Source organism: Achromobacter xylosoxidans (genome assembly GCF_001457475.1).
Classification (GTDB): Bacteria; Pseudomonadota; Gammaproteobacteria; order Burkholderiales; family Burkholderiaceae_B; genus Achromobacter; species Achromobacter xylosoxidans.
On record NZ_LN831029.1, the window covers coordinates 2,348,876 to 2,369,877 of the forward strand.

The window sequence follows — 21,002 nt, forward strand, 5'->3', positions numbered from 1 at the left end:
TCAGGCGAGCCTGGCCTTGACCTGCTGCGACAGCGCGGTCATGTCGGCGCGGCCGGCCAGCGACTGCTTGAGCAAGGCCATGACCTTGCCCATCGCGGGCGCGCCGGTGACGCCCTGGGCGGCCACTTCGGCCAGCGCCGCGTCGATGGCGGCGGCCACTTCCTCGGGCGTGGCGGCCTGCGGCAGGAACTCCTGCAACACCACCAGTTCGGCCTTTTCCTGTTCCGCGGTTTCGGTGCGGCCGGCCTGTTCGAACGCGGCGATGGACTCGCGGCGTTGCTTGACCTGCTTTTCGATGATGGCGGTGATCTCGGCGTCGCTCAGGTCGCGGCGCTCGTCCACTTCCTTCTGCTTGACCGCGGCCAGCAGGAAGCGCAGGGTGGCGAGACGCTCGGTGGCCTTGGCGCGCATGGCGTCCTTGACGGCGTCGGAGAGGCGGGTCTTGAGCGTAGCGGTGCTCATGGGGAAACCTTTGTGTTGTTGCGTCAAAACGGCAGTGTAACCGTGGCCGGGCCTTCCCGCGATGGCATCCGGGCCGGGTCGGGCGGGCGGCCGTCAGGGCCAGCGGCGGAATATCAGCGAGGTGTTGATGCCGCCGAAGGCGAAATTGTTGTTCATGACGTATTCGTGGCTCATGTGGCGGCCCTCGACCAGGTAGTCCAGCTCGCCGCAGCGCGGATCGACGTGCCGCAGGTTGAGGGTCGGGGCGTACCAGTCGCTGCGCAGCATTTCGATGCTGAACCACGATTCCAGCGCGCCACAGGCGCCCAGCGTGTGGCCCAGATAGCTCTTTTGCGAGCTGATGGGCATGCGGTTGCCGAACAGGCCGTGGGTGGCCTCGGTCTCGGCGATGTCGCCCTGTTCGGTGGCGGTGCCGTGGCCATTGACGTAGCCGATCGCCTGCGGCGGCAGGCCGGCGTCGGCCAGAGCCAGTTCCATGGCGATGCGCATGGTGCGGGCGTCGGGACGGGTGATGTGGGTGCCGTCCGAGTTGCTGCCGAAGCCGACGATTTCGGCGTGGATGCGCGCGCCGCGCGCCTGCGCATGTTCCAGCGATTCCAGCACCAGCATGCCGCCGCCTTCGCCGATCACCAGGCCGTCGCGGTCGCGGTCGTAGGGACGCGGCGTGAGGCCGGGCGTGTCGTTCTTCTGGCTGGTGGCGTACAGGGCGTCGAACACCATGGCTTCGCTGGGGCAGAGTTCTTCGGCGCCGCCGGCCAGCATCAGCGCCTGGCGGCCGTAGCGGACCGCCTCGTAGGCGTAGCCGATGCCCTGGCTGCCCGAGGTGCAGGCGCTGGAGGTCGGAATGATGCGGCCCTTGAGTTCGAAGAAAATGCCGATATTGGCCGCGGTGGTGTGCGGCATCATGCGGACGTAGGAGTTGGCGTTCAGGTCGTCGGTGACGCCGTTGAGCAGCATGTTGCCGAAGGCGCGGATTTCGGCGGTGCTGCCGATCGACGAGCCGCAGGCCACGCCCATGCGGCCGTCGGCAATGCACGGATCGCCCAGCAGACCGGCGTCGTCCAGCGCCTGTTCCGCCGCGCGCACGCTCAGTTGCGAGACCCGGCCCATGCTGCGCAATTGCTTGCGGGTCCAGTGCGCGGGCGCCTGGAAGTCCTCGATCGGTCCGGCCAGGCGGGTGTTCAACTCCTGGTAGCGCGACCATTCAGGCATGGCGCGGATGGCGCTGCGGCCATCCTCGAAGGCGCGCCGGATGCCGACCCAGTCGGATCCCAGCGCGCTGATGCCGGCCATGCCGGTGACGACGACGCGATGCATCAGCACAGTCCTCCGTTGACGGCGATGACCTGGCGCGTGATGTAGGCGGCCCCCGGCGACATCAGGAACGCGACGGTGGCCGCGACTTCCTCGGGACGGCCCATGCGTTGCGCGGGCACGGCCTTCAGGATTTCCTCGACCGGCACGTGGGCGTCGATCATGTCGGTGTCGATCAGGCCGGGCGCCACGCAGTTGACCGTGATCTGGCGCTTGGCCAGTTCCACCGCCAGGGCCTTGGCGGCGCCGATCAGGCCGGCCTTGGACGCGCTGTAGTTGACCTGGCCGCGGTTGCCGATCAGTCCCGAGACGGAGGCCATGCAGACCACGCGGCCGGGCGCGCGGCGGCGGATCATCGGCATCGCCAGCGGGCCGAGGACGTTGTAGAAGCCGTCCAGGTTGGTGCGCAGCACCTGGTCCCAGTCGTCGCCCGTGAGGGCGGGGAAGGCGCCGTCGCGGGTCAGGCCGGCGTTGAGCACGACGCCATAGTAGGCGCCGTGGGCGTCGACGTCGGCCTGCAGCACGGCGGCGCATTGCGCCCGGTCGGCCACGTCGAACTGCAACACGCGCGCCTGGCGGCCGCGGGCCGCGATTTCGGCCTGGACCGCCTCGGCCTGGGCGCGTTGCTGGCGGCAATGCAGCACCAGGTCATGGCCGGCTTCGGCCAGGGCCAGGGCGATGGCGCGGCCGATGCCGCGGCTGGAACCGGTGACGAGAATCGGGGCGGCGCTCATAGGGGAGGCTGTTCCTGGATGAAAACGTTGGGATCGTCGGGCTGGTAGACGTTGAGCCGGGCGCTGGCCAGCGGGCCGGCGTCGTCGCGCAGCTCGCATTCGAAGACGCTCATGCCGCTGTCGTCCATGAACCCGCGCTGCACCTGGATGGTCAGCGTGGCGCCGGCCGGCAGGGCGTCGACCTGGCAATCGTAGCGGCGCGTGCCCAGCAGGAAGCCGAGCTTGACCGGCGCGCCGGCCAGCCGGGCCTGGCAGCCGGCCCAGGCGCCGATGGCCTGCGCCATCAGTTCCAGGCCGAGCCACGGCGGCAGCGAACCGTCGGGCAGCGAGTAGGGGCCCGGGCGGATCACGGCGCGCGCCCGCAGGCTGTCGGCGTCGTGGGCCAGCACCTCGTCGATCAGGATCATGTCGCCGGCGTGCGGCAGCAGGCTGGCGATGGGCCAGGTCGTCATGCCGCCGCTCCCAGGACCAGGCAGGTGTTGTTGCCGCCGAAGGCGAATGAGTTGCTCATCGCCAGGCGCCGGCGGCCTGGCGCGTAGCAATGTCCGGTGGTGCTGAAATCCAGCCGCGGCAGCGCCGGGTCGGGCTGGCCGTCCCAGACGTGCGGCGGCAGCCGGCCCGCGGTATTGGCGGGCGACAGGGTGATCCAGGCCAGCGCCGCTTCCAGCGCCCCGGCCGCGCCCAGCGCATGGCCCGTCAGCGGCTTGGTGGAGGCGCACGGCACGCCCTGGGGAAACAGCGTATGCACGGCCAGGCTTTCCATCGCGTCGTTGTGGGCGGTGCCAGTGCCGTGCAGGTTGATCCAGCCGATGTCGGCGGGCGCCACCCCGGCGGCGTCCAGGGCGGCGCGCATGGCGCGCAGGGCGCCCGCGCCGCCGGGCTCCGGCGCCGACATGTGCCAGGCGTCGGAACTGGCGCCGCCGCCCAGCAGGGCCACGGCGTCGTCGGCGGCGGCTTCGCGCTGCATCAGGAACAGCGCGCCGGCCTCGCCAATGTTGATGCCGCGGCGGTTGGCCGAAAACGGCAGGCACAGGGCCTCGTCCACCGCGTCGAGGCTGGCGAAGCCGTTGATGGTCAGCCGGCACAGGGTGTCGGCGCCGCCGCAGACCACCGCGTCGCACAGGCCCAGGGCCAGCAGCCGGCGCGCCGACAGCAGCGCGCGGGCGCTGGAGGTGCAGGCGGTGGACAGGGTGTAGGCGGGGCCGGTCGCGCCCAGCCAGTCGGCCAGGAACGCGGCCGGGGACGACAGCGCCTGGCGGCGGTAGTCGTAGTCGCGCGGCCACGCGCCATTGGCCGCCAGGGCCTGGAATGCCGGCGCATTGTCGTTCACGCCCGAAGTGCTGGTGCCCACGATCACCGCCACGCGATGGGCGCCGTGCCGCGCGACCGCGTCGCGCAGGCGCGCCTCGATCTGCAGGGCGGCGGCCAGCAGCAGCTGGTTGTTGCGGCTGTGGTGATGCGCGGGCAGCGTGTCGGCGATGCGTGGCAGCGGCCCGTCCACGCCACCCAGCGTGAGCGCGCGGTCGGCCAGCCAGCCGGCCTGGCGGCGCATGCCGCGGGTGTCGCCGGCGAACGCGGCGCGGGCCACGGCCTCGATGCCGGACCCGAGTGCGCAGACCACCCCAGGCGGGCTCAGCCAGGTGGTCGTCATGGCCGCTCTCCGAGCGGCGCCACCCGCCATACGGTGCCGTCACCGGACTCGATCTCGAGCGTGCCGGCCGCGGCGTCTCGCGGCCAGCGGACGCGCCACCGCGGTTCGCCCTGGCGCAGCAGTTCGCGTTGCGGGCTGCCGTCGGCGGCGGCCGTGGCGCGCCAGGCGCCGGCGCCATAGGCCGCGTCCAGGTCGTCCAGGGGCGTCCAGGCGAACACCAGCGCGGCGAACAGGTCGCGCGCCTGGCCGTTGGGGCGCAGGAAGCCATCATTGCGCCAGCGGCCGTGTTCCAGTATCTGCCGTGCCTGCGGTATGCCCAGGGGGTCGAACAACGACCAGCGCGTGGCGGCGGCTTCGCGCTGCACCACCAGCAGTGTGTCCTGCGCGGGCTGGCCGGGGCGCGACTGGGCCACGTGCAACTGGCGCGGCAACGCGAACGCGGGCGCCGCCGAGGGCGTCGGCGGCGCCCCGGCGCAGCCGGCCAGCAGGAAGGCCAGCGCCAACGCGGCGCGCGAGATCCCGAAGGCGGGCGGAAGGGAAAGGCGGGCAGGAATCATGGCAGGGTTGGCCGACCACGGGGCGGCGCGCACGCGGCGCCGTGGTCCGGCAAGCGCGGGCGCCGGCAAAGGGGGCGCGGTCGGCGTGCCCAGTGTACCCGCCGCGGACCAGGCTGCGCGGGTCGCGGGGCGCAGGCCGGCAGTCGGTGCGCCGGCTTCACGTCGCGTCCCCGGCGCCGGATCCGCGCCGCGGCTGCACCCAGGGCGCCCACAGCAGCGAGAATCCCACGCCCAACGCCACCGCCAGGCCGAAATTGGCGATCGCCGGCGTCCGGCTCACGGCCAGCAGCCCGAACGACAGCAGGGTGGTGAGGGCGCCCAGCATGATGCCGACCAGGCTGGCGGCCGCGCCGGCGACGCGCTCGAACATGAAAATGGCGTAGTCCACCCCGATCGCCGACACCAGCAGCAAGCCAAACAGGCTGAAGAGCGTCAGCGGCTGGCCCAGATAACCCAGCGCCGCCAGGCTGCAGGCGGTGGCGGCCAGCGGCACCGCCAGGATGCGCCAGGCGGCCGCGCGTCCAAGCGTCAGGCACAGCAGCGCCGCCGCCACCAGGTACGAGAGCAATTTGAGTTCGGCGGCCTCGACGCGGGTGGCGCTGAACATGCGGTTCAATTCGCCGCTGCGGTCCACCAGCGTGACGCCGGGCGCGGCCTGCGCGATGGCCGTGAGCGCGGCGGCATCGCGCAGGCCCAGCAGGGTGATCATGCCAGCCACTTCGCCGTCATGCCGGCCCAGCCAGAGCGTGCGCCAGCGTTCGCCGATCTGGCCTTGCAGCGCGCTTTCGATCGGGATGGGCGGCAGCGCCGCCAGCGCCCGCAGTTCCTGTCGCAAGGCCGCTTCCGGCACGCCGATATCGGTCAGCGCGCGCCAGGCCTCGGGCCGGTCCGCCAGGTTCCCCAGCGCATCGGCGAAAGCCTGCTGGTCGGCCTGCGGCGCCACCCGCTGGCTCAAGGCGGTGTAGGCCCGCAGCCCGCCGGCGGCGACCAGCGCATCCAGCGCCTGGCTGACACGCGCCTGCCGCCGCAGCAGTTCGTCGGCGTCCGGCGCGCGCACCAGGAAGAACTGGCTGGTCGGCACGAAGCCGGTGATTTCGCCGATCTGGCGCGCCTGTTGCAGCAGCGGCGCGGGCAGGCTCAGCCATTGGCGCAGGTCGTCGCGGATGTCCAGGCGGCCGATGCCGCCGGCGGTGACCGTGGCCAGCAGCAGCGCGCCGCTCCACAGCACGGCGCGGCGCCCGGCCAGGCGGGTCCGCGCGCGCAGCGCGGCCTGCGCGAAACGCAGCAGCGGTGGCCAGGGACGGGGCTTGAAGCGCGCCAGCCACGCGGGCAGCTGGCACACCGTGCAGGCATAGGCGCCGAGCAGGCCGGCGGCGGAGAACACCGCGGTCTGGGTCAGCGCCGGAAACGGCGTGAAGGCCAGCGCGACATAGCCGACCAGGCTGGCCGCCAGGCTGATGGTCAGGCCCGGCAGCACCCGCCGCAAGGCCGGCCAGGCGCGCCAGTCGGGCATGCCGTAGCTCTTGCCCAGCCAGTGCATCGGGAAGTCGACGGCAACGCCGATCAGGCTGGCGCCGATCACCAGCGTCAGCGCGTGAATGGAACCGAACACCGCGACACAGGCGACCGTGCCGGCCAGCAGGCCGACCGCCACCGGGACCAGCGCCAGCAGGGCCAGCCAGCGGCGCAACGCCAACAGCAATACCAGCACGATGCCGGCCATGGCGATGGCGCCGATCCAGCCACTTTCGGCGGCGGCCTGGGCGCGGCCGGCGGCGGCATAGAGCGGGCCGCCGGCCACCAGCAGGTCGGCGCCGGCCAGGGCCTGGCGATCCTGCGCGATCTGCGCTGCGATGCGGCCGGGATCGGCGCCGTCGAAGGCGTCGTCCCGGGTGCTGGCGCGCACCAGGACCCAGGCGCGGCCGCCGCTTTCGGCCTGCAACGTACCCGTGGCCACATCGTATTGCACCGCGCCGCCGGGACGCAGCGCCTGTTCGGCGCGCCGCGCCAGGCCGAACAGATCCTGGTCGACCGATACCGCGCTGGAGGCGGCGAACGGGTCGACCAGTTCGCGCGCGCGCTGGCGCGCGTAACCGGCCGGGTCGGCCAGCAGTTGTTCGCGTTGCGCCGGCGGCAGCAGCGCCAGGCGATTGGCCAGCAGGCGCGCCCGCAGATCGGGCAGGTCGACGTCGATGTCCACTTGCACGGTCGCGAACAGGCCGCTGCCCTGCCAGCGTTGCGCCAATTGGCGCGCGGCCGCGGCGCTGTCGCCGTCGTCGCGGGCCGCCACCAGCGCGATCAATTCACGGCTGAGCGGCTGCTGGACGCGGGCTTCGGCCAGATCGCGGGTGGCGTCGGCCGGGGCCCGCGGCACCAGTTCCATCAGGTTGGCCGATACCGGCCAGCCGTGGCGGCACTGCCAGGCGCCCAGGGCCAGCACCAGCAGCAGCCCCAGCTTGAACAGCCGTGGCAGCCAGCGTTCAATCGGCGAAGGCACGCTGTTCCTCTGGCGTCAGGGCGTCGGCGGCGGACGCGTCGGTCATCTGCAGCACGCTGCGGTCGCCCTGGACTTCGCGCAGTTCGATGCGGTCGACCAGCTTGCCGCCGTTGATCTGGATGTTCTCGAAGATCTGCCGCAGCAGCGCCGAACGCGGCAGCAGCACCAGCTGCCAGGCGTCGGCGCCGCCCGTCAGCGTCAGGTCGAAGTTCTCGCGCAGGCCGCGGGTGTCGCCGGCCAGCACCGCCAGGAACAGGCGGTTTTCACGGCCGGCGCCGGCATGCTGCGGCAGCGCCTGCCAGGCGCCGTCGGGGCCGCGGCGCGCGATGCCGTCGGCGCTGATGCGCAGGTCCTGGGCGATGGGGCTGCGCAGCAGCCACAGCAGGCCGCGGCCGGCGGCCAGGGTGAAATCGCCGCGGCTGGTCAGGGGTTGTGGCAGCGAGCGCAGGAACTTCTGCTGCACGAAATGGCCGCGCACCACCGGGGTGGCGCGCAATTGCCGTTGCAGGTCGTCGAGATCGAAAGCCCGCGCGCTCCAGGGCAGGACGGCCAGCGCCAGGCAGATAAGCAGGCGTTTCATGCAGGCAACTCCAGCGCGTTGCGGACGGGGTGGTCACGCATCGTTTTTCCAGAAGGGATAGAAATTGAACCATTGCAGCGGCGCCTGGCGGCACTGCGCGCCGAGGCGATCGGCATAGCGCTGGGCCCAGCGGGCGATCTCGGCCTGGCGCGTGGCGCGGGTCCATTCGACGGCGTCCGCCAGGCGCTCCATCGACATGCGGTGGCGCGCGCCATGGCGGGTGCAGAACAGCAGGTTCACGGGGCAACGCAGCAGCCCGGCCAGCAGCCAGGGGCCCTGCGGCAGCAAGGCGGCATCGCCCAGCAGTTCGACCTGGGCGCTGCGATCGCCCTTGAGCGGCACGCGGTCGCCGGCGATTGCCAGCCATTCGCCGCGTTCCAGGCGTTGAGCCAGATCGAGCATGACGCCGGCATCCAGTTCGCTGACCTGGATCATGCGCAGGCCGCCGCCGGCTTCTTCCAGCAGCCGGCCGAAGTTCACCGCGTGCCGCGTATGCACCAGCACGTTCAAATGGAGCCGGCCGGACTGCTCGGCCAGCGCGCGGCAGACCTCGATGTTGCCCAGGTGCGAACCCACCAGGATCTGGCCGCGGCCGGCGCCCATCTGCGCCTGCAGGCCGTCGGGGTCGTCGATGTCCAGGTCCGCCAGGGTGATTCTGCCTTGCCACACGTCGAGCTTGTCGAGCAGCGCCTGCGCGAAGGCCAGGTACTGGCGATAGACCGGGAAGGGCGTGGGCAGCGGCGCGGCCAGCGCGCCGCCGCGCGCCAGGCGCCGCTGGTAGGCGCCGATGGCGCGCCGGGCGCGCGGTCCGAAGACATAGAAATACAGCACCACCAGCCATATCACCGGCGCCACCGCGCGCCGGCCGATGCGGCGCGCGGCCCACGCGGTCAGGCGCAGCAGCGCGGGGTTGCCCCGTTCGCGTTGGCCGGCCCAGTGCGGATCGGCGGCTGTCATGGACGCGGTCCCGCGGTCAGGCGGCGCAGCAGCAGCGCCGGCGATCGCGCCAGCATGCCGAAGAACAGGCGCGCGTGCATGCGGCTGATCAGCAGGTTGTCGCGCAGCGCCTTGAAGTGCGAAACGCCGCCAACCGGGTAGACGACGCGCGTGGGCAGCCAGGTCATGGGCACGCCGCGCCAGTGCAGGCGCACCAGGATGGCGATGTCGAAGTCCATGCGGCGGCCCACCTGCGCGCCGTCGATCACTCGCAGCACGGATTCGAGCGGGTAGATACGGAAGCCGCACATGGCGTCCGGGATGTCGAGCGACAGGGTATTGATCCAGACCCAGACGCGGGTCAGCCAACGGCCGTACAACCGGCTGCGAGGGACGTCGCTGCCATAGCGCGGCGCGCCGCAGATGACGGCCGCGGGCCGCGCCCGCGCCGCCTCGGCGAAGGCAGGCACATCGTCCAGCGCATGCTGGCCATCGGCGTCCACCTGCAGCGCGTGGGTATAGCCCAGGCGCCGCGCGGCGCGCAGCCCGTCCTGCACTGCCGCGCCCTTGCCGCCGTTGCCCGCGCGCCGCAGCAGGTGCGTGCCTGGCAGGGGCGCCAGCGCATCGAGCACGGCGGCGCAGTCGGGGGCCGACCCGTCGTCCACCAGCACGCACGGCAATCCGTGCGCCGCCAGTTGCGCGTGCACCGCCGCCACGGTGGCGCCATGGTCGTAGACCGGGATCACCGCGCACAGCCTATGCGGCGCCATGGCGGTCTCCGTGCAGCACGCGGCCCGACGAGCAGGGCTGGTCGCCCAATGTGTAGGTGAAGTACAGCTTTTGCTTGCCGGCGTCCCAGCGCAGGGTGAGTTCGGCCGTGTCGCCAGGCCGCAGCAGGCGCTGGAACTTGAGCGCCTCCATGCCGGCAAAGCGCAAGGCCGGCTGCAGGTCGCGCTGCGCCAGCGCCATGGCCCAGCCGATCTGGGCCACGCCCGGCACCACCGGCGCGCTGGGAAAGTGGCCGCTGAAGTGCGCCAGGTCATAAGGAACATCGATACGGTAGCGACATTCGCCGGGCCCGTCGGCCGGCAGCGGCGTGGCCGCCGGTTGGCGCGGACGCGGGCCGGCCGCGGCCTCGAAATCGGATTGGGTCAGCTTGCCCTGGCTGTTGTACGGCAACTGGCGCAACAGCCGCCAGCCGCGCGGAATGGCCAGCGATTCGAAACCCGTGGCGAGGTGGCGGCGCAGGGCGTCCACCAGCGCGCGCCGGCCCTGGTTGCGCAGGATGTGCAGGCCCGCCGCGCTCAGCGCCACCAGCGCCGTCAGGCGCGGATTGCCCGCGACCTGGCCCACGCGCGCCTCGGTCACCCAGGCATGTCGGGCCAGCGCCTGTTCGAGCATGGGCAGGGCGACGCGCTTTTCCTCGATCTTGACGATGCGGTCCAGCCGGCCCAGCAGCTGGAAACCGCCTTCGACCATCTCCGCGGCGTCGGCGGTCAGGGTGTCGGCGGCATCGATCCATGGCGACGCCACGCGCAACGCGCCGCGCGGGTCCAGGCCGACTTCGACGCCGGCCAGGGGCTGCCACGGGTCCGCGCCGCAGCGCCAGGCGATCGATCCGGTTTCGGAACTGCCGTAGATGTCGATGGGGCGCTGGCCCAGCTGGCGGCCGATATGCTCGGCCACGTCCGGCGGCAGCACCCCGCCCGCGCAGTACAGGCGGACCAGCCGGCCGCGCAGGCGCGATCCGTCGAGCCGCTCGCCCAGCCGGCGCAGCAACGCCGGGCTGGCGATCCAGGTGAAAGTGGCATGGCGCAGGCTGGCCTGTTGCAGTTCTTCGGGATAGAGCCGTTGCGGGCGGTCGATGAGGCGGCCGGCGCACAGCGGCCACAGTACGCGATAGGGCAGGCCGTACATGTGCTGCGCCGACACGCTGCCGAGTACCGGGCCGCCGTCGTCGGGCCACTGTTGCCGCAGCGCCTCGACCTCGCGCATGAGCTGGTCCCAGCTCTTGCCGACGGCCTTGGGCGCGCCGCTGGAGCCGGACGTCCACAACACCAGCCGCTGCGCCGGATCGAGGACGGCGGGCGGCAGGGCCAGCGCGTGCTGCAATTGCTCCAGGCGCCATGCCTGGCACGCCGGAGGCAGCGCCGCGGCGTCGCTCAACCAGATGTCGGCATCGAGCGCGGCGCAGGTGTCCGGCCGTACGTCGGCCGGCAGCACGGCGGTGATGCCGGCCCGCCCGCAGGCGAACAGGGCGATGGCGAGCGCGACGGCATCTTCGAACCAGAGCGCGGCGCGCCGCGCGCCGCGCGCCTGCAAGGCGCCGGCCACGGCCAGGCATTGCGCGGCGAATTCCCGCCGCGACAGCGCCGGCTCGTCCGCGACCCGCGCGTCGCCGGCGGGCGCGGCCTGCGGCAGCAGCAGGTGTGTGAGCGCGGTCCAGGCCACGGTTCAGGCCGCCTTGGCCGCGGCGGGACGCAGCAGCCATTCCGCGCCCATCAACAGGCCCATCAGCACGTAGCTGATGGCGCCGTTGTAGGCGGTCCACCAGCTCCATGGGCCCCAGGCGGCGAGCATCGCCGCGACCGTGCCGTTGATGGCGAAAAAGCCGCACCAGACCCGGGTGACCGCGCGCGTGTAGCGCACCCCGGCGGGGGGCAGGTCGGGGTGGCGCAGGCGCGCCAGGCGTTCGACCACGGGGCGCCCGCGATGCAGGCTGGCGCCAAAGAGGACCAGCAGCATGCCGTTGACCATGACCGGATACCAGCGCAGCCAGTCCGGCGAATTGGTCGCCGCCAGCACCACGCAGAACGCGACCGCGGCCAGCGGCAGCAGGCGCCCGCCCGGTTCGCCCCCGCGTCCGGCCGCCAGGCCTCGCGCCAGCCACAGCAGGGCCAACGGCAGCGCCAGCCAGGCCGCGCTGACCCGCCCCAGCGTCGCATACACGACGAAGGGATAGGCCAGGCCCGCCACGGCCAGCACGCACGCCACCCCGCGTTTCATGCGTCGGCGTCCTGTTGCTGCTTCTGGTACATGGCCTGCACCACGTCGTCAACGGTACGGACGCTGCGAAAATCGTTGGCGTCGAGCTTGCGGCCGGTCTTGCGGCGCACCTGGTCGATCAGGTCGATGGCGTCGATGCTGTCGATCTGGAGGTCGGTGTACAGGTTGGCCTGCGGTGTGATGCGTTCGAGCTCGACCTCGAACAACTCGTTGAGCGTATCGCGCAGCGTGTTGTAGATTTCCTCGCGGGTCTGCATAGTCAATTCCATTGCCTCAGTTGCGGCGCTGCGCCGCGACGAATTCGGCCAGGTTGGCGATGCTGGCGAAGTGCTCGCGCATATTGCGCGTTTCGGGGTCGATGCTGATGCCGTAGCGCTTTTGCAGCGCCAATCCCAGTTCCAGCGCGTCCACCGAGTCCAGGCCCAGTCCGTCGCCGAACAGGTTGGCCTCGCGATCGATGTCGTCGGGGCCGATATCCTCCAGCCCCAGCGATTCGATGACGAGCGTCTTGAGCTCAGTTTCCAGTTGATTCATCCCGTTCGGGCTCCACTTGCGGCGCTTGTTGCGCGTGTTCGTTGTCGGGCCCGGCGGCGGGCCCAGGGGCGCCGGCCGCCGCGGCGGGGCGCGTCAGCTCGGCTTCGAAATAGGCATGTAGATAATCGTTCATCCTGCGTCCTGCGATCGGCAGTGGATGCGCATCGGACCAGGTGGCCGGATCGAGGTCCTCGCCCACCTGGATGGTGTATCGCATGCGGCAGGGCGGGATGCGATACCAGGGTTCGCCCTTGGTCAGGCTGCGCGGATTCATGCGGATCACCACCGGCGTCACCACGCGCGCGCCGCGCAGCGCGATGGCGCAGGCGCCGCGATGAAAGCGCGGCAGGCTGTCGGGCGGGGTGCGGGTGCCTTCCGGGAATACGATCAGGGTCTCGCCGGCGCGCAGCACGGCGGCGGCGCGGTCGAACATGTCGAAGCTCTCGTCGTTGGTGATATAGCCGGCGCTGCGGATGGGGCCGCGCATGAACGGATTGCGCGCCAGGCCGTGCTTGACGATGCAATTGGCGTTGCCGACGTGCCCCACCAGGAACACCACGTCCAGCAGGGACGGGTGGTTGGCCAGGATCATCTGGCCGGGACGGCCCAGGCGCTCGGCGCCCTTGAATTCGACCGTCAGGATGCCGACCCGCACCATGAAGCGGATGAAGCAGCGGAAGGTGCCGTTGAGCGCCCGGCGCGCGCGGCGCTGGCGATCGGCGGCGCTGCCGGGAATCAGCCGTTGCGGCGGAAACACCAGCAGCCGCAGCAGCAATCCGCCCACGCCGAACAACGTAAAGGCCATGCCGGTGGCGAACAGGCGCCACAGCCAGAAATCCTGGCGCGCTTGGGGGGGGGCGGGCGTCATGCCGAGCGGGTCCAGAGCCAGTGGCGGCCGCGGTTGGCGTGCAGCCAGCGCGGCGTGCGCAGCGCCAGGTGGCGCAGCAGGTTCAGCGCGTTGGGCCAGCCGGGCGCCGCGCTGTCCGCGGCCGTGCCGTCCGGGCGGGAGGCCGGGTCGGCGCTGTTTTCGAGCCGCCAGTCGCACCCCGCGCGCAGGCGAAAGGCCGCCGCGTAGGAAAAGGGCACGTCATCGATCCATGGCGAATAGGGCGCTGGCGGGCGTTCTTCGGCCAGCACCACCAGCACGTTGTCGTGGCCTTCGGCCAGCAGCAGGCCGGCCTCCAGGAACGCGAGTTCCAGCCCGTCTTCCTCGGCCGACAGCGCGACCGACTCGTCGGTTTCGCGGCGTATGATGGACCACTGTCCGGCGATGGCGTTGTGCACCGACAGGCCGAATGCGGTGGGCGACAACGGCTCGCCGGCCGCCAGCGCCTGCAGCAGGCCGAAACTGCGGGTGGTCTCGCCGTGCCGCGATGCGAATACCAGCGGCATGGGCGGCTGGCCGGCGGCCACCGGCCAGGCGCACTCGAATACCGCGCGCGCCATCGGGCTGAGCCGGCGGCGCTGCATCGGCGGCAGGAATTCGAGGCGCGGCGGGCTGGGTTCACCAACGGGACAATAAGGATGTTCAGCCCAGTGCAGCCAGCTGCCCGCGTCTTGCATACCCGATGTCCAACCCTGCCATTGCGCGATGGAGAAGGTCAACATAGCGCGCGATCTTACACCGATCGCAAACCCTGAAATTATTCAAAAACGTCACTAAAAAACTTAATTTGTCCCTTATTTTTGTTTTTCCTGATCGACGTGCAGCCCGACCGCATTGACGCCAGCCGGCTCTCCCTTTCCTTGTGGTGGGCCGACGAAGGCGCCGTCGGCGCGTATCGGACCCAGGCCCTCTCGCCCGAGGATGCCGCGCGCGCCGCGGCCATACGCTCGCCCAAGGCAACCCGCGACTGGCGGGTCAGCCGCGCATTGCTGCAGTGCGTGCGGGAGGCGATGCCGGCGCCGCATACGCTGTCGCTCAGCCACAGCGGCGGCCGCGCCCTGTGCGCGCGGGCGCCGGCGGACTGGGCCGTGGGGGTCGACCTGGAACGGATGCGGCCGCGCGCCACGGCCGCCCTGGCCGACTGGATCTGCGACGAGCCCGAACGGGCCTGGTTGCGGCAGGCGGATGGCGCCGTCCGGCTCGAGCGCTTCTACCTGATGTGGACCCTCAAGGAAGCCTTTGTGAAAGCGGCCGGCCTGGATTTTCCGGCGGACATGGCAGCTGCCGGCCTGGCGCCGGACGCGTCGGGGCAGGTGGAGCTGCGTCCCCCGCCCGGCCACTGGAACGCGGCGGCCTGGCGTCTTGGCGCAGACTGGATGGCGGCGGCCGTGTGGCGCGCCGACAGCGGCGGGGCGGCGCGCATCGAGTGGCGCGCGGCGCTCTCCTGCGCTTGGCCCGAACGGCGCGAATTGGGCCGCTGGGCGGGGCGCGGCGCTTGAGCGCACGGGCGGATTTTGTGCGCCGCACTTAAACATGTATTATTAATGCATGTTTAAAAAGGGTGGCTTCGGCGCCATCCGCAGCGCAAGGAGCAGTCGATGTTGAGCCCGCAAATCCGCGCCCTGGTCAAAGCCACGGCCCCGGTCCTGAAAACCCATGGCGTGGCGCTGACCCGCCATTTCTATGCCCGCATGTTCCAGCACAATCCGGAACTCAAGCACGTCTTCAACCAGGGCCACCAGGCGGGCGGCGAGCAGCAGCAGGCGCTGGCCGGCGCGGTCGCGGCCTACGCCGAGCACATCGACGATCCCTCGGTGCTGGCGCCGGTGGTGACGCGCATCGTCCACAAGCATGTCAGCCTGGGCATCCGGCCCGAACACTATCCGATCGTGGGCAAGCACCTGCTGGCGTCGATCCGCGAGGTGCTGGGCGAGGCCGCCACCGATGAGCTGGTCGACGCCTGGGCCGCCGCTTATGGACAGCTGGCCGACATGTTGATCGCCGAAGAAGCGCGCCTGTATGTGGAGTCGGCCACCAAGCCGGGTGGCTGGACCGGCTGGCGCGCGTTTCGCGTGGTCGGCAAGCAGCCCGAAAGCGCCGAGATCACCTCGTTCTACCTGGCGCCCGCCGATGGCGGCGAGGTCCCGGCGTATCGCCCCGGCCAATATGTGTCGGTGCGGGTCTACGTGCCCGAACTGGGCCTGATGCAGCCGCGCCAGTACAGCCTGTCGGACGCGCCCGGCCAGGGCCGGCTGCGGATTTCCGTCAAGCGCGAGGCGGGCGGCGCGCAGAACCCGGCCGGGCGCGTGTCCAACGCGCTGCACGACCATCTGCAGGAAGGCGGGGTGCTGGACGTGGCGCCGCCGCAGGGCGATTTCCACCTGCGCGAGGACAGTGACGCGCCCGTGGTGCTGCTCAGCGGCGGAGTGGGGCTGACCCCCATGGTTTCCATCCTGAACCACCTGGTGGCAACCGACGATCCCCGCCAGATCCGCTTCGTGCACGGCTGTCGCAACAACGCGGTGCATGCCATGAAAGACCACGTCAACGCCATCGCCGCGAGCCGCGGCAACGTGCGCAAGGCGGTGTTCTACGAAGAGGTCGGCAGCGGCGACCGCAAGGGCCGCGATTACGACCACAGCGGTCGCGTCGACCTGAACGCCATCCGCGACGAGGCCATCGTGCCGGGCGCCGACTACTACCTGTGCGGTCCGTCGGGCTTCATGCGGGCGCAGCGCGAAACGCTGCTGGCGCTGGGCGTGGCGCCCGAGCGGATCCACGCCGAGGCCTTCGGCAGCGGTGGCGCGCCGGCCTGACCGGTGTATCCTGGCGGCCATGCAACTGACCCGATTCACCGACTTCGGCCTGCGGGTACTGATGTACCTGACGCAGTGCCGCGACCGGCCCGCGGCGGTCACCATCCCGGAGATCGCCGCGCGCTTCGACCTGTCGCGCAACCACCTGGTCAAGGTGGTGCACTTCATGTCGCAGCGCGGCTGGGTCAGCACGGCGCGCGGCAAGGGCGGCGGGCTGGCGCTGGCGCGCCCGGCCGGTGATTACCGCCTGGGCGACCTGGTGCGTGAACTGGAGCAGCAGGGGCCGCTGATCGACTGCCGCGAACCGCCCTGTGCGCTGGACGGCGCCTGCCGCCTGTCGGGCGTGCTGGCGCAGACCCTGCAGGCGTTCTACGAGGCGCTCAACGGCTATTCCCTGGCCGACCTGGTGCGCGATCCGACCGCCGCCGCCATCATCAAGCTGCACCGCGCCGCTTGACGGCCGCGCCGACTGCGGCGCCGGCCGGCGTAGCCCGGCCGTGACGCCAGCCCCCGAGGGTCGGGGCCATGACGCCGGACCATGAGGGCGGGTTATGGGTGCTGGGCCTTTGGTGATTTGCGATCATCCGTCCCCCGCCTCAGAATAAGACCGTTGCCATTTTCTTATTTGGATGCAGGGTATGCGCGTTTGCGTAATCGGTGCCGGAGTCGTGGGCGTCACCTCCGCGTATTTCCTGGCGCGCCAGGGCCATGACGTCGTGCTGGTCGACAGCCACGCCCATCCGGCCGAGGTGTCCAGCTACGCCAATGGCGGCCAGCTCAGCTACAGCTATGTCGCGCCGCTGGCCGGGCCGGGCGTGCTGCCCAGCGTGCCAGGCTGGCTGCTGCGCGAGGATTCGCCGCTGCGCTTCCGGCCGCGGCTCGATCCCCACCAATGGCGCTGGTGCCTGAGTTTCGCGCTGGCCTGCCGCGCATCGGTGGCGCGCGAGTCCACCGCGCAATTGCAGGCGCTGTCGTTCCTCAGCCGCGATGCCATGCATGCGTTGCTGGAGCAGGAAAACCTGGAATTCGGCCATCTCAGGAACGGCAAGCTGATCGCCTACCGCAGCCCGGCCTGGCTGGACAAGGCGCGCGCGCTGGTGGCGTACCAGGCCGCCCATGGCGCCGAACAACAGGTGCTGGACGCCGCCCAGACGCTGGCGCGCGAGCCGGCGCTTGCCGGCATGGGCGCCAGCCTGGCCGGCGCCATCTACACCCCCAGCGAAGAGGCGGGCGACTGCCGCCAGTTCACGCAGGCGCTGTTCGAGCGGCTGCGCGGCCTGTCCAACGTGCAGTGCGCCATGTCCAACCCCGTCGCCGGCCTGCAACGCGAAGGCCGCCGCATCGTCGCCGTGCGCACGCAAGAGGGCGATATCGGCGCCGACGCCGTGGTGCTGGCCACCGGCATCGGCACGCGCGCGCTGCTGCGGCCGCTGGGACACGATGTGCCGCTCTATCCGCTCAAGGGCTACAGCCTGACCGTGCCGCTGGCCGATGACGATGCCGTGGCGCCGCGCATCAGCGTCACCGACTACGAACGCCGCATCGTCTACGCGCGGGTCGGCGGCGTGTTGCGCATTGCCGCCATGGTGGACATCGGCAGCGAAGGCGCGCAGATCGATCCGGCCCGCATCGCGCTGCTCAAGCGCCAGGTGCGCGAGGCCTTTCCGGCGCTGGACCTGGAGCAGGCCATTCCCTGGGCCGGACTGCGCCCGGCCACGCCCACCGGCAAGCCGCTGATCGGGCGCAGCCCGGCGGCCGACAACCTGTGGCTCAATATCGGCCAGGGCGCGCTGGGATTCACGCTGGCCTGCGGCAGCGCCGCGCTCCTGACCGCGCAGATGGACGGGCTGGATGCGCCGCTGGACGCGCTGCCCTTCCGGCCCTGATCGCGGGCTGTCCCTTTTGCGATAGTCGCTGCCTGTTCATCGGCAGACGGGCGCTTCACCGCTCAATAGGATATCGGCCATCCGCCCCTGCGCCCCGCGCGCGGGCGGTGGCCGATTCCCATTTCCGCGAGTGACCCCATCATGTCCTACCTGTTTCCATTGTTCGCCATTCTGTTCTGGGCGGGCAATGTCATCGTTTCCAAGATGGCGGCCAGCGCCATCTCGCCCACCGCCATCACGTTCTACCGCCTGATCCTGGCGCTGGCGATCATGGGGCTGTTCACGGCCGTGCCGGTGTGGCGCAACCGCAAGACCATCCTGCGCCACTGGCCCAAGCTGGCGCTGTATGGCGCCCTGTCGTCGGCGGTGTTCCAGGCGCTGTCGTACCGCGCCGCCGAAACCACCACCGCCACCAACATGGCCATCCTGACCGCGCTGATCCCGCTGCTCAGCATGCTGCTGAGCGTGGTCATCCTGCGCGATCCGCTGACCCTGGGCATGGCGGCCGGCGGCGCGCTGTCGTTCCTGGGCCTGCTGTATCTGGTGGGGCAGGGCAACATGCTGAGCGTCTTCCAGCATGGCATCCACGTCGGCGACGGCCTGATGCTGATGGCGGCCTTCTCCTACGCGCTCTATGGCGTGCTGCTGCGCCACTGGAAGGTGCCGGTGCCGGCCTGGCAATCGACCTTCGTGCAGTCGATCTTCGCGCTGCTGTACATGCTGCCGTTGTACCTGCGGGTGCCGGCCGCGCAGGCGGCGCTCGACATGAAGACGATTCCGCTGATCCTGTACGCCGGCATTTTCTCGTCGGTGCTGTTGTCGTTCCTGTGGATCGAGGGCGTGCATCGCCTGGGGCCGAACCGCTGCAGCATCTTCATCAACCTGCTGCCGCTGTTCACCGCGCTGGCCGCGTTCGTGCTGCTGCGCGAGCAGCTGCGTTCGTATCACCTGCTGGGCGGCGCCGTGACACTGGCGGGCGTGCTGTTGGCGCAGACGGTGCAGCGGCCGCTGTTCGGCCATGGCCGCGCCGCCGCGCAGGCCTGCGGCAAGGCGTGACGGGCGCCGGCGCGGTTCACTCCCGTTCAAGACGGGGCGGGGGCGGCGCCGCATAGTGGCTCTCTTTGAGCGGAGAGCCCATGAGCCTTTTCCAGAAAACCGCCATTGCGCTGGCGCGCAGTCCGGGCGCGGGCCGCGCCATGCGCGCCCTGGCCACGCGCAGCTCGCTGGCGCGCCGCTTCGTCGGCGGCGCGGATATCGCCGAGGCGGTGCGCACCGCCACCCGGCTGCGCGAGGTCCACGGCATCCGCGCGTCGCTGTTCTACCTGGGCGAGTACGTGGCGGACCCCGAGGCCATCGAGCACAACACGCGGCAGGCGATGCAGGCCTGCGCCGCGCTGGGCGGCGCGGGGCTGGACGTGCATGTCTCGATCGACCCTACCGCCATCGGCTACATGCGCGACGATGCGCTGGGGCGCGAGAACGCCCGGCGCATCGCGGCGGCGGCGCGCCAGGCCGCGGGCGGCGGGCGTGACTGGGTGGTGCTGGACATGGAGGATTCGGGCCTGCGCGAGCGCACCTGCGCGCTGCACGCCGAACTGCTGCGGGACGGGCTGCCGGCCGGCCTGACGCTACAGGCGCGCCGCCGCCGCACCCTGGTCGACCTGGCCCAGGTCGTCGGCCAGCGCACCTCGTTGCGGCTGGTCAAGGGGGCGTTCCCGGAACGCGCGCTGGATCACGCGGGCCGGGCCCGTATCGACCAGGCCTACCTGGACGCGGCCACCCTCATGCTGACGCCGCGGGCGCGCGACGCCGGCTTCCTGCCGGTGTTCGGCACCCATGACGACCGCCTGGCCGGTGCCGTGATGGCGCTGGCGCGCGAGCAGGGTTGGGCCCCCGATGAGTTCGAATTCGAGATGCTTTACGGCGTGCGGCCCGATTGGCAGCTGGCGCTGCGGCGCCTGGGCTACGCGGTCAGGGTGTACCTGCCGTTCGGGGCCGACTGGTGGCCCTACGCGGTCCGCCGCGTGGGCGAAAATCCACGCAACGCCTGGTTGCTGGCGCGCTCGCTGGCCGCGGACGGCGAGTATTTCGGGTAGCCTGTCGTATTGGCCGGGCGTGCCGAGGCGGCACCCCGAGCGTTCCGGACGGGCGGTTTTTCCATGGCGGTTTCCCAACATATCTGGCATTGCGGCGCGGAGCTGCCCGGCGACGTGCTGATCGCCGACCTGCGCGCCTACCGGTACGACGCGCATTTCCACGACGCCTGGTCGATCGGCGCGATCGCGCGCGGGCGCTGCGCCTTCACGGTGCACGGCCGTCCGTTCGAGGCGGGAGAGGGCGACCTGGTGGTGATCGCCCCGGGTCAGGTGCACACCGGCGGCACCTCGGCCGGCCTGCTCGCCTACCGCATGGCATATATCGAGCCGGCCTGGTTCCAGCAGCATGCGCGGGCCCTGCGCGAGGACGGGCTGGGCCTGCCAGGGCCGGTCATCGGCGACGCGGCCTTGTGCGCGCAATGGCTGGCGGCGCTGGCCCCCGACGACACCGATGATGCGGTGCGCCGCGCCCAGTTGTCGGCGGCCCTGTTCCGGCTGCTGGCGGCGCATGGCGCGCCGGCGGGCGGGGCGGCCGAAGCAGCCGATGATGCCGGGCCGATGCCGGCCCGCTCGAGCGGCTCCGATCCCGCGGCCCCGCCGGCCGGGGCCGTTGCCGACGTCTGCGAGCTGTTGCTGCAGCGCATGCGCGCCGATCCCGCCTGCGCGCCTGATCTTGAGGCGCTGGCGCGGGCCGATGGCCGCCATCGCAGCACGCTGGTCAAGCAGTTCGCGCGCCGCTATGGCCTGCCGCCGCAGGCGTGGCTGCGCAACTGGCGGGTGGCGCGCGCCCGCGCGCTGCTGCGCGGCGGCCTGCCGCTGGCCGAGGCGGCGCTGGCCGTAGGCTTTGCCGACCAGGCCCACCTGACGCGGGTATTCAAGCAGGTGTATGGCAGCCCGCCCGGCGTGCTGCGCCGGTCCGCGGCCCGCAAGCGGGCGCAATGACATTCCTGTGGATCATGTAATGGGCGATGAATGATCGGTTGAATCGGCCGATTTGGCGGGATTTAATCGACTCATGCGGTGGCTGTTCGCGCCATGTTGATTGAT

23 protein-coding genes are annotated in these 21,002 nt (G+C 71.3%); 7 read left to right on the top strand and 16 right to left on the bottom strand.

Going from position 1 to position 21,002, the window contains the following annotated elements:
* The 16 genes from AT699_RS10605 to AT699_RS10680 form a co-directional block, all read right to left on the bottom strand.
* Positions 1 to 462 carry a GatB/YqeY domain-containing protein gene (locus AT699_RS10605; protein ID WP_006386619.1) on the bottom strand — a complete coding sequence of 154 codons (462 nt, stop codon included), beginning with the start codon at positions 460 to 462 and terminating at the stop codon, positions 1 to 3.
* Between the two features lie 93 nt (positions 463 to 555).
* Positions 556 to 1,779 (bottom strand): beta-ketoacyl-ACP synthase, encoded by a 1,224-nt coding sequence (locus AT699_RS10610; RefSeq protein ID WP_024068441.1) that lies wholly within the window; start codon positions 1,777 to 1,779, stop codon positions 556 to 558.
* A complete protein-coding gene (fabG, locus tag AT699_RS10615; protein WP_024068442.1) occupies positions 1,779 to 2,510 on the bottom strand; it encodes a 3-oxoacyl-ACP reductase FabG in 732 nt (243 codons plus the stop codon). The genes AT699_RS10610 and fabG overlap by 1 nt, the downstream gene beginning before the upstream one ends.
* The gene (locus tag AT699_RS10620; protein WP_020927089.1) at positions 2,507 to 2,962 is read right to left on the bottom strand and encodes an ApeP family dehydratase; all 456 of its coding nucleotides are present in this window, start codon (positions 2,960 to 2,962) and stop codon (positions 2,507 to 2,509) included. The genes fabG and AT699_RS10620 overlap by 4 nt, the downstream gene beginning before the upstream one ends.
* Positions 2,959 to 4,161, bottom strand: a complete 1,203-nt coding sequence (locus AT699_RS10625) for a beta-ketoacyl-ACP synthase (protein ID WP_024068443.1) — start codon at positions 4,159 to 4,161, stop codon at positions 2,959 to 2,961. The genes AT699_RS10620 and AT699_RS10625 overlap by 4 nt, the downstream gene beginning before the upstream one ends.
* Positions 4,158 to 4,718, bottom strand: a complete 561-nt coding sequence (locus AT699_RS10630) for a hypothetical protein (RefSeq protein ID WP_080747543.1) — start codon at positions 4,716 to 4,718, stop codon at positions 4,158 to 4,160. Before AT699_RS10630 ends, AT699_RS10625 begins: the two co-directional genes overlap by 4 nt.
* A gap of 157 nt (positions 4,719 to 4,875) precedes the next feature.
* Positions 4,876 to 7,215: an MMPL family transporter gene (locus tag AT699_RS10635; RefSeq protein ID WP_024068445.1), complete on the bottom strand. Its 2,340-nt coding sequence runs from the start codon at positions 7,213 to 7,215 to the stop codon at positions 4,876 to 4,878.
* Positions 7,199 to 7,795, bottom strand: coding sequence for a LolA family protein (locus AT699_RS10640; RefSeq protein ID WP_024068446.1), 597 nt, complete (start codon positions 7,793 to 7,795; stop codon positions 7,199 to 7,201). The genes AT699_RS10635 and AT699_RS10640 overlap by 17 nt, the downstream gene beginning before the upstream one ends.
* A gap of 33 nt (positions 7,796 to 7,828) precedes the next feature.
* Complete coding sequence (locus tag AT699_RS10645) at positions 7,829 to 8,752, bottom strand: LpxL/LpxP family acyltransferase (RefSeq protein ID WP_024068447.1); 924 nt, start codon at positions 8,750 to 8,752, stop codon at positions 7,829 to 7,831.
* Complete coding sequence (locus AT699_RS10650; RefSeq protein WP_024068448.1) at positions 8,749 to 9,501, bottom strand: glycosyltransferase family 2 protein; 753 nt, start codon at positions 9,499 to 9,501, stop codon at positions 8,749 to 8,751. Before AT699_RS10650 ends, AT699_RS10645 begins: the two co-directional genes overlap by 4 nt.
* Positions 9,488 to 11,182, bottom strand: a complete 1,695-nt coding sequence (locus AT699_RS10655) for an AMP-binding protein (protein ID WP_024068449.1) — start codon at positions 11,180 to 11,182, stop codon at positions 9,488 to 9,490. Before AT699_RS10655 ends, AT699_RS10650 begins: the two co-directional genes overlap by 14 nt.
* Before the next feature lie 3 nt (positions 11,183 to 11,185).
* Positions 11,186 to 11,737: a COG4648 family protein gene (locus AT699_RS10660; protein ID WP_024068450.1), complete on the bottom strand. Its 552-nt coding sequence runs from the start codon at positions 11,735 to 11,737 to the stop codon at positions 11,186 to 11,188.
* On the bottom strand, positions 11,734 to 11,994 hold the full coding sequence (locus AT699_RS10665; RefSeq protein ID WP_006384537.1) for an acyl carrier protein: 261 nt from the start codon (positions 11,992 to 11,994) through the stop codon (positions 11,734 to 11,736). The genes AT699_RS10660 and AT699_RS10665 overlap by 4 nt, the downstream gene beginning before the upstream one ends.
* Before the next feature lie 16 nt (positions 11,995 to 12,010).
* Positions 12,011 to 12,271 (bottom strand): phosphopantetheine-binding protein, encoded by a 261-nt coding sequence (locus AT699_RS10670; RefSeq protein WP_006384538.1) that lies wholly within the window; start codon positions 12,269 to 12,271, stop codon positions 12,011 to 12,013.
* Positions 12,252 to 13,139: a lysophospholipid acyltransferase family protein gene (locus tag AT699_RS10675; RefSeq protein ID WP_024068451.1), complete on the bottom strand. Its 888-nt coding sequence runs from the start codon at positions 13,137 to 13,139 to the stop codon at positions 12,252 to 12,254. Before AT699_RS10675 ends, AT699_RS10670 begins: the two co-directional genes overlap by 20 nt.
* Complete coding sequence (locus AT699_RS10680; RefSeq protein WP_227739908.1) at positions 13,136 to 13,834, bottom strand: beta-ketoacyl synthase chain length factor; 699 nt, start codon at positions 13,832 to 13,834, stop codon at positions 13,136 to 13,138. Before AT699_RS10680 ends, AT699_RS10675 begins: the two co-directional genes overlap by 4 nt.
* 123 nt (positions 13,835 to 13,957) lie before the next feature.
* On the opposite strand from AT699_RS10680, the gene AT699_RS10685 reads away from it, so the two are divergent.
* The 7 genes from AT699_RS10685 (at position 13,958) to AT699_RS10715 (ending at position 20,897) form a co-directional block, all read left to right on the top strand.
* Positions 13,958 to 14,656, top strand: coding sequence for a 4'-phosphopantetheinyl transferase family protein (locus tag AT699_RS10685; protein ID WP_024068452.1), 699 nt, complete (start codon positions 13,958 to 13,960; stop codon positions 14,654 to 14,656).
* A gap of 99 nt (positions 14,657 to 14,755) precedes the next feature.
* Positions 14,756 to 15,973 carry an NO-inducible flavohemoprotein gene (hmpA, locus tag AT699_RS10690; protein WP_024068453.1) on the top strand — a complete coding sequence of 406 codons (1,218 nt, stop codon included), beginning with the start codon at positions 14,756 to 14,758 and terminating at the stop codon, positions 15,971 to 15,973.
* A 19-nt stretch (positions 15,974 to 15,992) separates the two neighbouring features.
* Positions 15,993 to 16,430 carry an Rrf2 family transcriptional regulator gene (locus AT699_RS10695; RefSeq protein ID WP_020927101.1) on the top strand — a complete coding sequence of 146 codons (438 nt, stop codon included), beginning with the start codon at positions 15,993 to 15,995 and terminating at the stop codon, positions 16,428 to 16,430.
* 181 nt (positions 16,431 to 16,611) lie between these two features.
* Entirely contained in the window at positions 16,612 to 17,859 is a 1,248-nt protein-coding gene (locus tag AT699_RS10700) for a D-amino acid dehydrogenase (protein WP_058207284.1), read from the top strand.
* Positions 17,860 to 18,000: 141 nt separating this feature from the next.
* The gene (locus AT699_RS10705; protein WP_006384384.1) at positions 18,001 to 18,915 is read left to right on the top strand and encodes a DMT family transporter; all 915 of its coding nucleotides are present in this window, start codon (positions 18,001 to 18,003) and stop codon (positions 18,913 to 18,915) included.
* Between the two features lie 80 nt (positions 18,916 to 18,995).
* Positions 18,996 to 19,955 (top strand): proline dehydrogenase family protein, encoded by a 960-nt coding sequence (locus AT699_RS10710; protein WP_024068455.1) that lies wholly within the window; start codon positions 18,996 to 18,998, stop codon positions 19,953 to 19,955.
* Between the two features lie 63 nt (positions 19,956 to 20,018).
* Positions 20,019 to 20,897, top strand: coding sequence for an AraC family transcriptional regulator (locus AT699_RS10715; RefSeq protein ID WP_024068456.1), 879 nt, complete (start codon positions 20,019 to 20,021; stop codon positions 20,895 to 20,897).
* Positions 20,898 to 21,002 lie beyond the last annotated feature (105 nt).

Excerpts from the sequence above, each read along its gene's own strand:
- fabG (WP_024068442.1), bottom strand. The coding sequence starts at position 2,510 with ATGAGCGCCGCCCCGATTCTCGTCACCGGTTCCAGCCGCGGCATCGGC.
- AT699_RS10605 (WP_006386619.1), bottom strand. The coding sequence starts at position 462 with ATGAGCACCGCTACGCTCAAGACCCGCCTCTCCGACGCCGTCAAGGAC.
- AT699_RS10700 (WP_058207284.1), top strand. The coding sequence starts at position 16,612 with ATGCGCGTTTGCGTAATCGGTGCCGGAGTCGTGGGCGTCACCTCCGCG.
- AT699_RS10640 (WP_024068446.1), bottom strand. The coding sequence starts at position 7,795 with ATGAAACGCCTGCTTATCTGCCTGGCGCTGGCCGTCCTGCCCTGGAGC.
- AT699_RS10665 (WP_006384537.1), bottom strand. The coding sequence starts at position 11,994 with ATGCAGACCCGCGAGGAAATCTACAACACGCTGCGCGATACGCTCAAC.
- AT699_RS10680 (WP_227739908.1), bottom strand. The coding sequence starts at position 13,834 with ATGCAAGACGCGGGCAGCTGGCTGCACTGGGCTGAACATCCTTATTGT.
- AT699_RS10705 (WP_006384384.1), top strand. The coding sequence starts at position 18,001 with ATGTCCTACCTGTTTCCATTGTTCGCCATTCTGTTCTGGGCGGGCAAT.
- AT699_RS10675 (WP_024068451.1), bottom strand. The coding sequence starts at position 13,139 with ATGACGCCCGCCCCCCCCCAAGCGCGCCAGGATTTCTGGCTGTGGCGC.
- AT699_RS10650 (WP_024068448.1), bottom strand. The coding sequence starts at position 9,501 with ATGGCGCCGCATAGGCTGTGCGCGGTGATCCCGGTCTACGACCATGGC.
- AT699_RS10620 (WP_020927089.1), bottom strand. The coding sequence starts at position 2,962 with ATGACGACCTGGCCCATCGCCAGCCTGCTGCCGCACGCCGGCGACATG.
- AT699_RS10625 (WP_024068443.1), bottom strand. The coding sequence starts at position 4,161 with ATGACGACCACCTGGCTGAGCCCGCCTGGGGTGGTCTGCGCACTCGGG.
- AT699_RS10610 (WP_024068441.1), bottom strand. The coding sequence starts at position 1,779 with ATGCATCGCGTCGTCGTCACCGGCATGGCCGGCATCAGCGCGCTGGGA.
- AT699_RS10645 (WP_024068447.1), bottom strand. The coding sequence starts at position 8,752 with ATGACAGCCGCCGATCCGCACTGGGCCGGCCAACGCGAACGGGGCAAC.
- AT699_RS10695 (WP_020927101.1), top strand. The coding sequence starts at position 15,993 with ATGCAACTGACCCGATTCACCGACTTCGGCCTGCGGGTACTGATGTAC.
- AT699_RS10660 (WP_024068450.1), bottom strand. The coding sequence starts at position 11,737 with ATGAAACGCGGGGTGGCGTGCGTGCTGGCCGTGGCGGGCCTGGCCTAT.
- hmpA (WP_024068453.1), top strand. The coding sequence starts at position 14,756 with ATGTTGAGCCCGCAAATCCGCGCCCTGGTCAAAGCCACGGCCCCGGTC.
- AT699_RS10630 (WP_080747543.1), bottom strand. The coding sequence starts at position 4,718 with ATGATTCCTGCCCGCCTTTCCCTTCCGCCCGCCTTCGGGATCTCGCGC.
- AT699_RS10670 (WP_006384538.1), bottom strand. The coding sequence starts at position 12,271 with ATGAATCAACTGGAAACTGAGCTCAAGACGCTCGTCATCGAATCGCTG.
- AT699_RS10710 (WP_024068455.1), top strand. The coding sequence starts at position 18,996 with ATGAGCCTTTTCCAGAAAACCGCCATTGCGCTGGCGCGCAGTCCGGGC.
- AT699_RS10715 (WP_024068456.1), top strand. The coding sequence starts at position 20,019 with ATGGCGGTTTCCCAACATATCTGGCATTGCGGCGCGGAGCTGCCCGGC.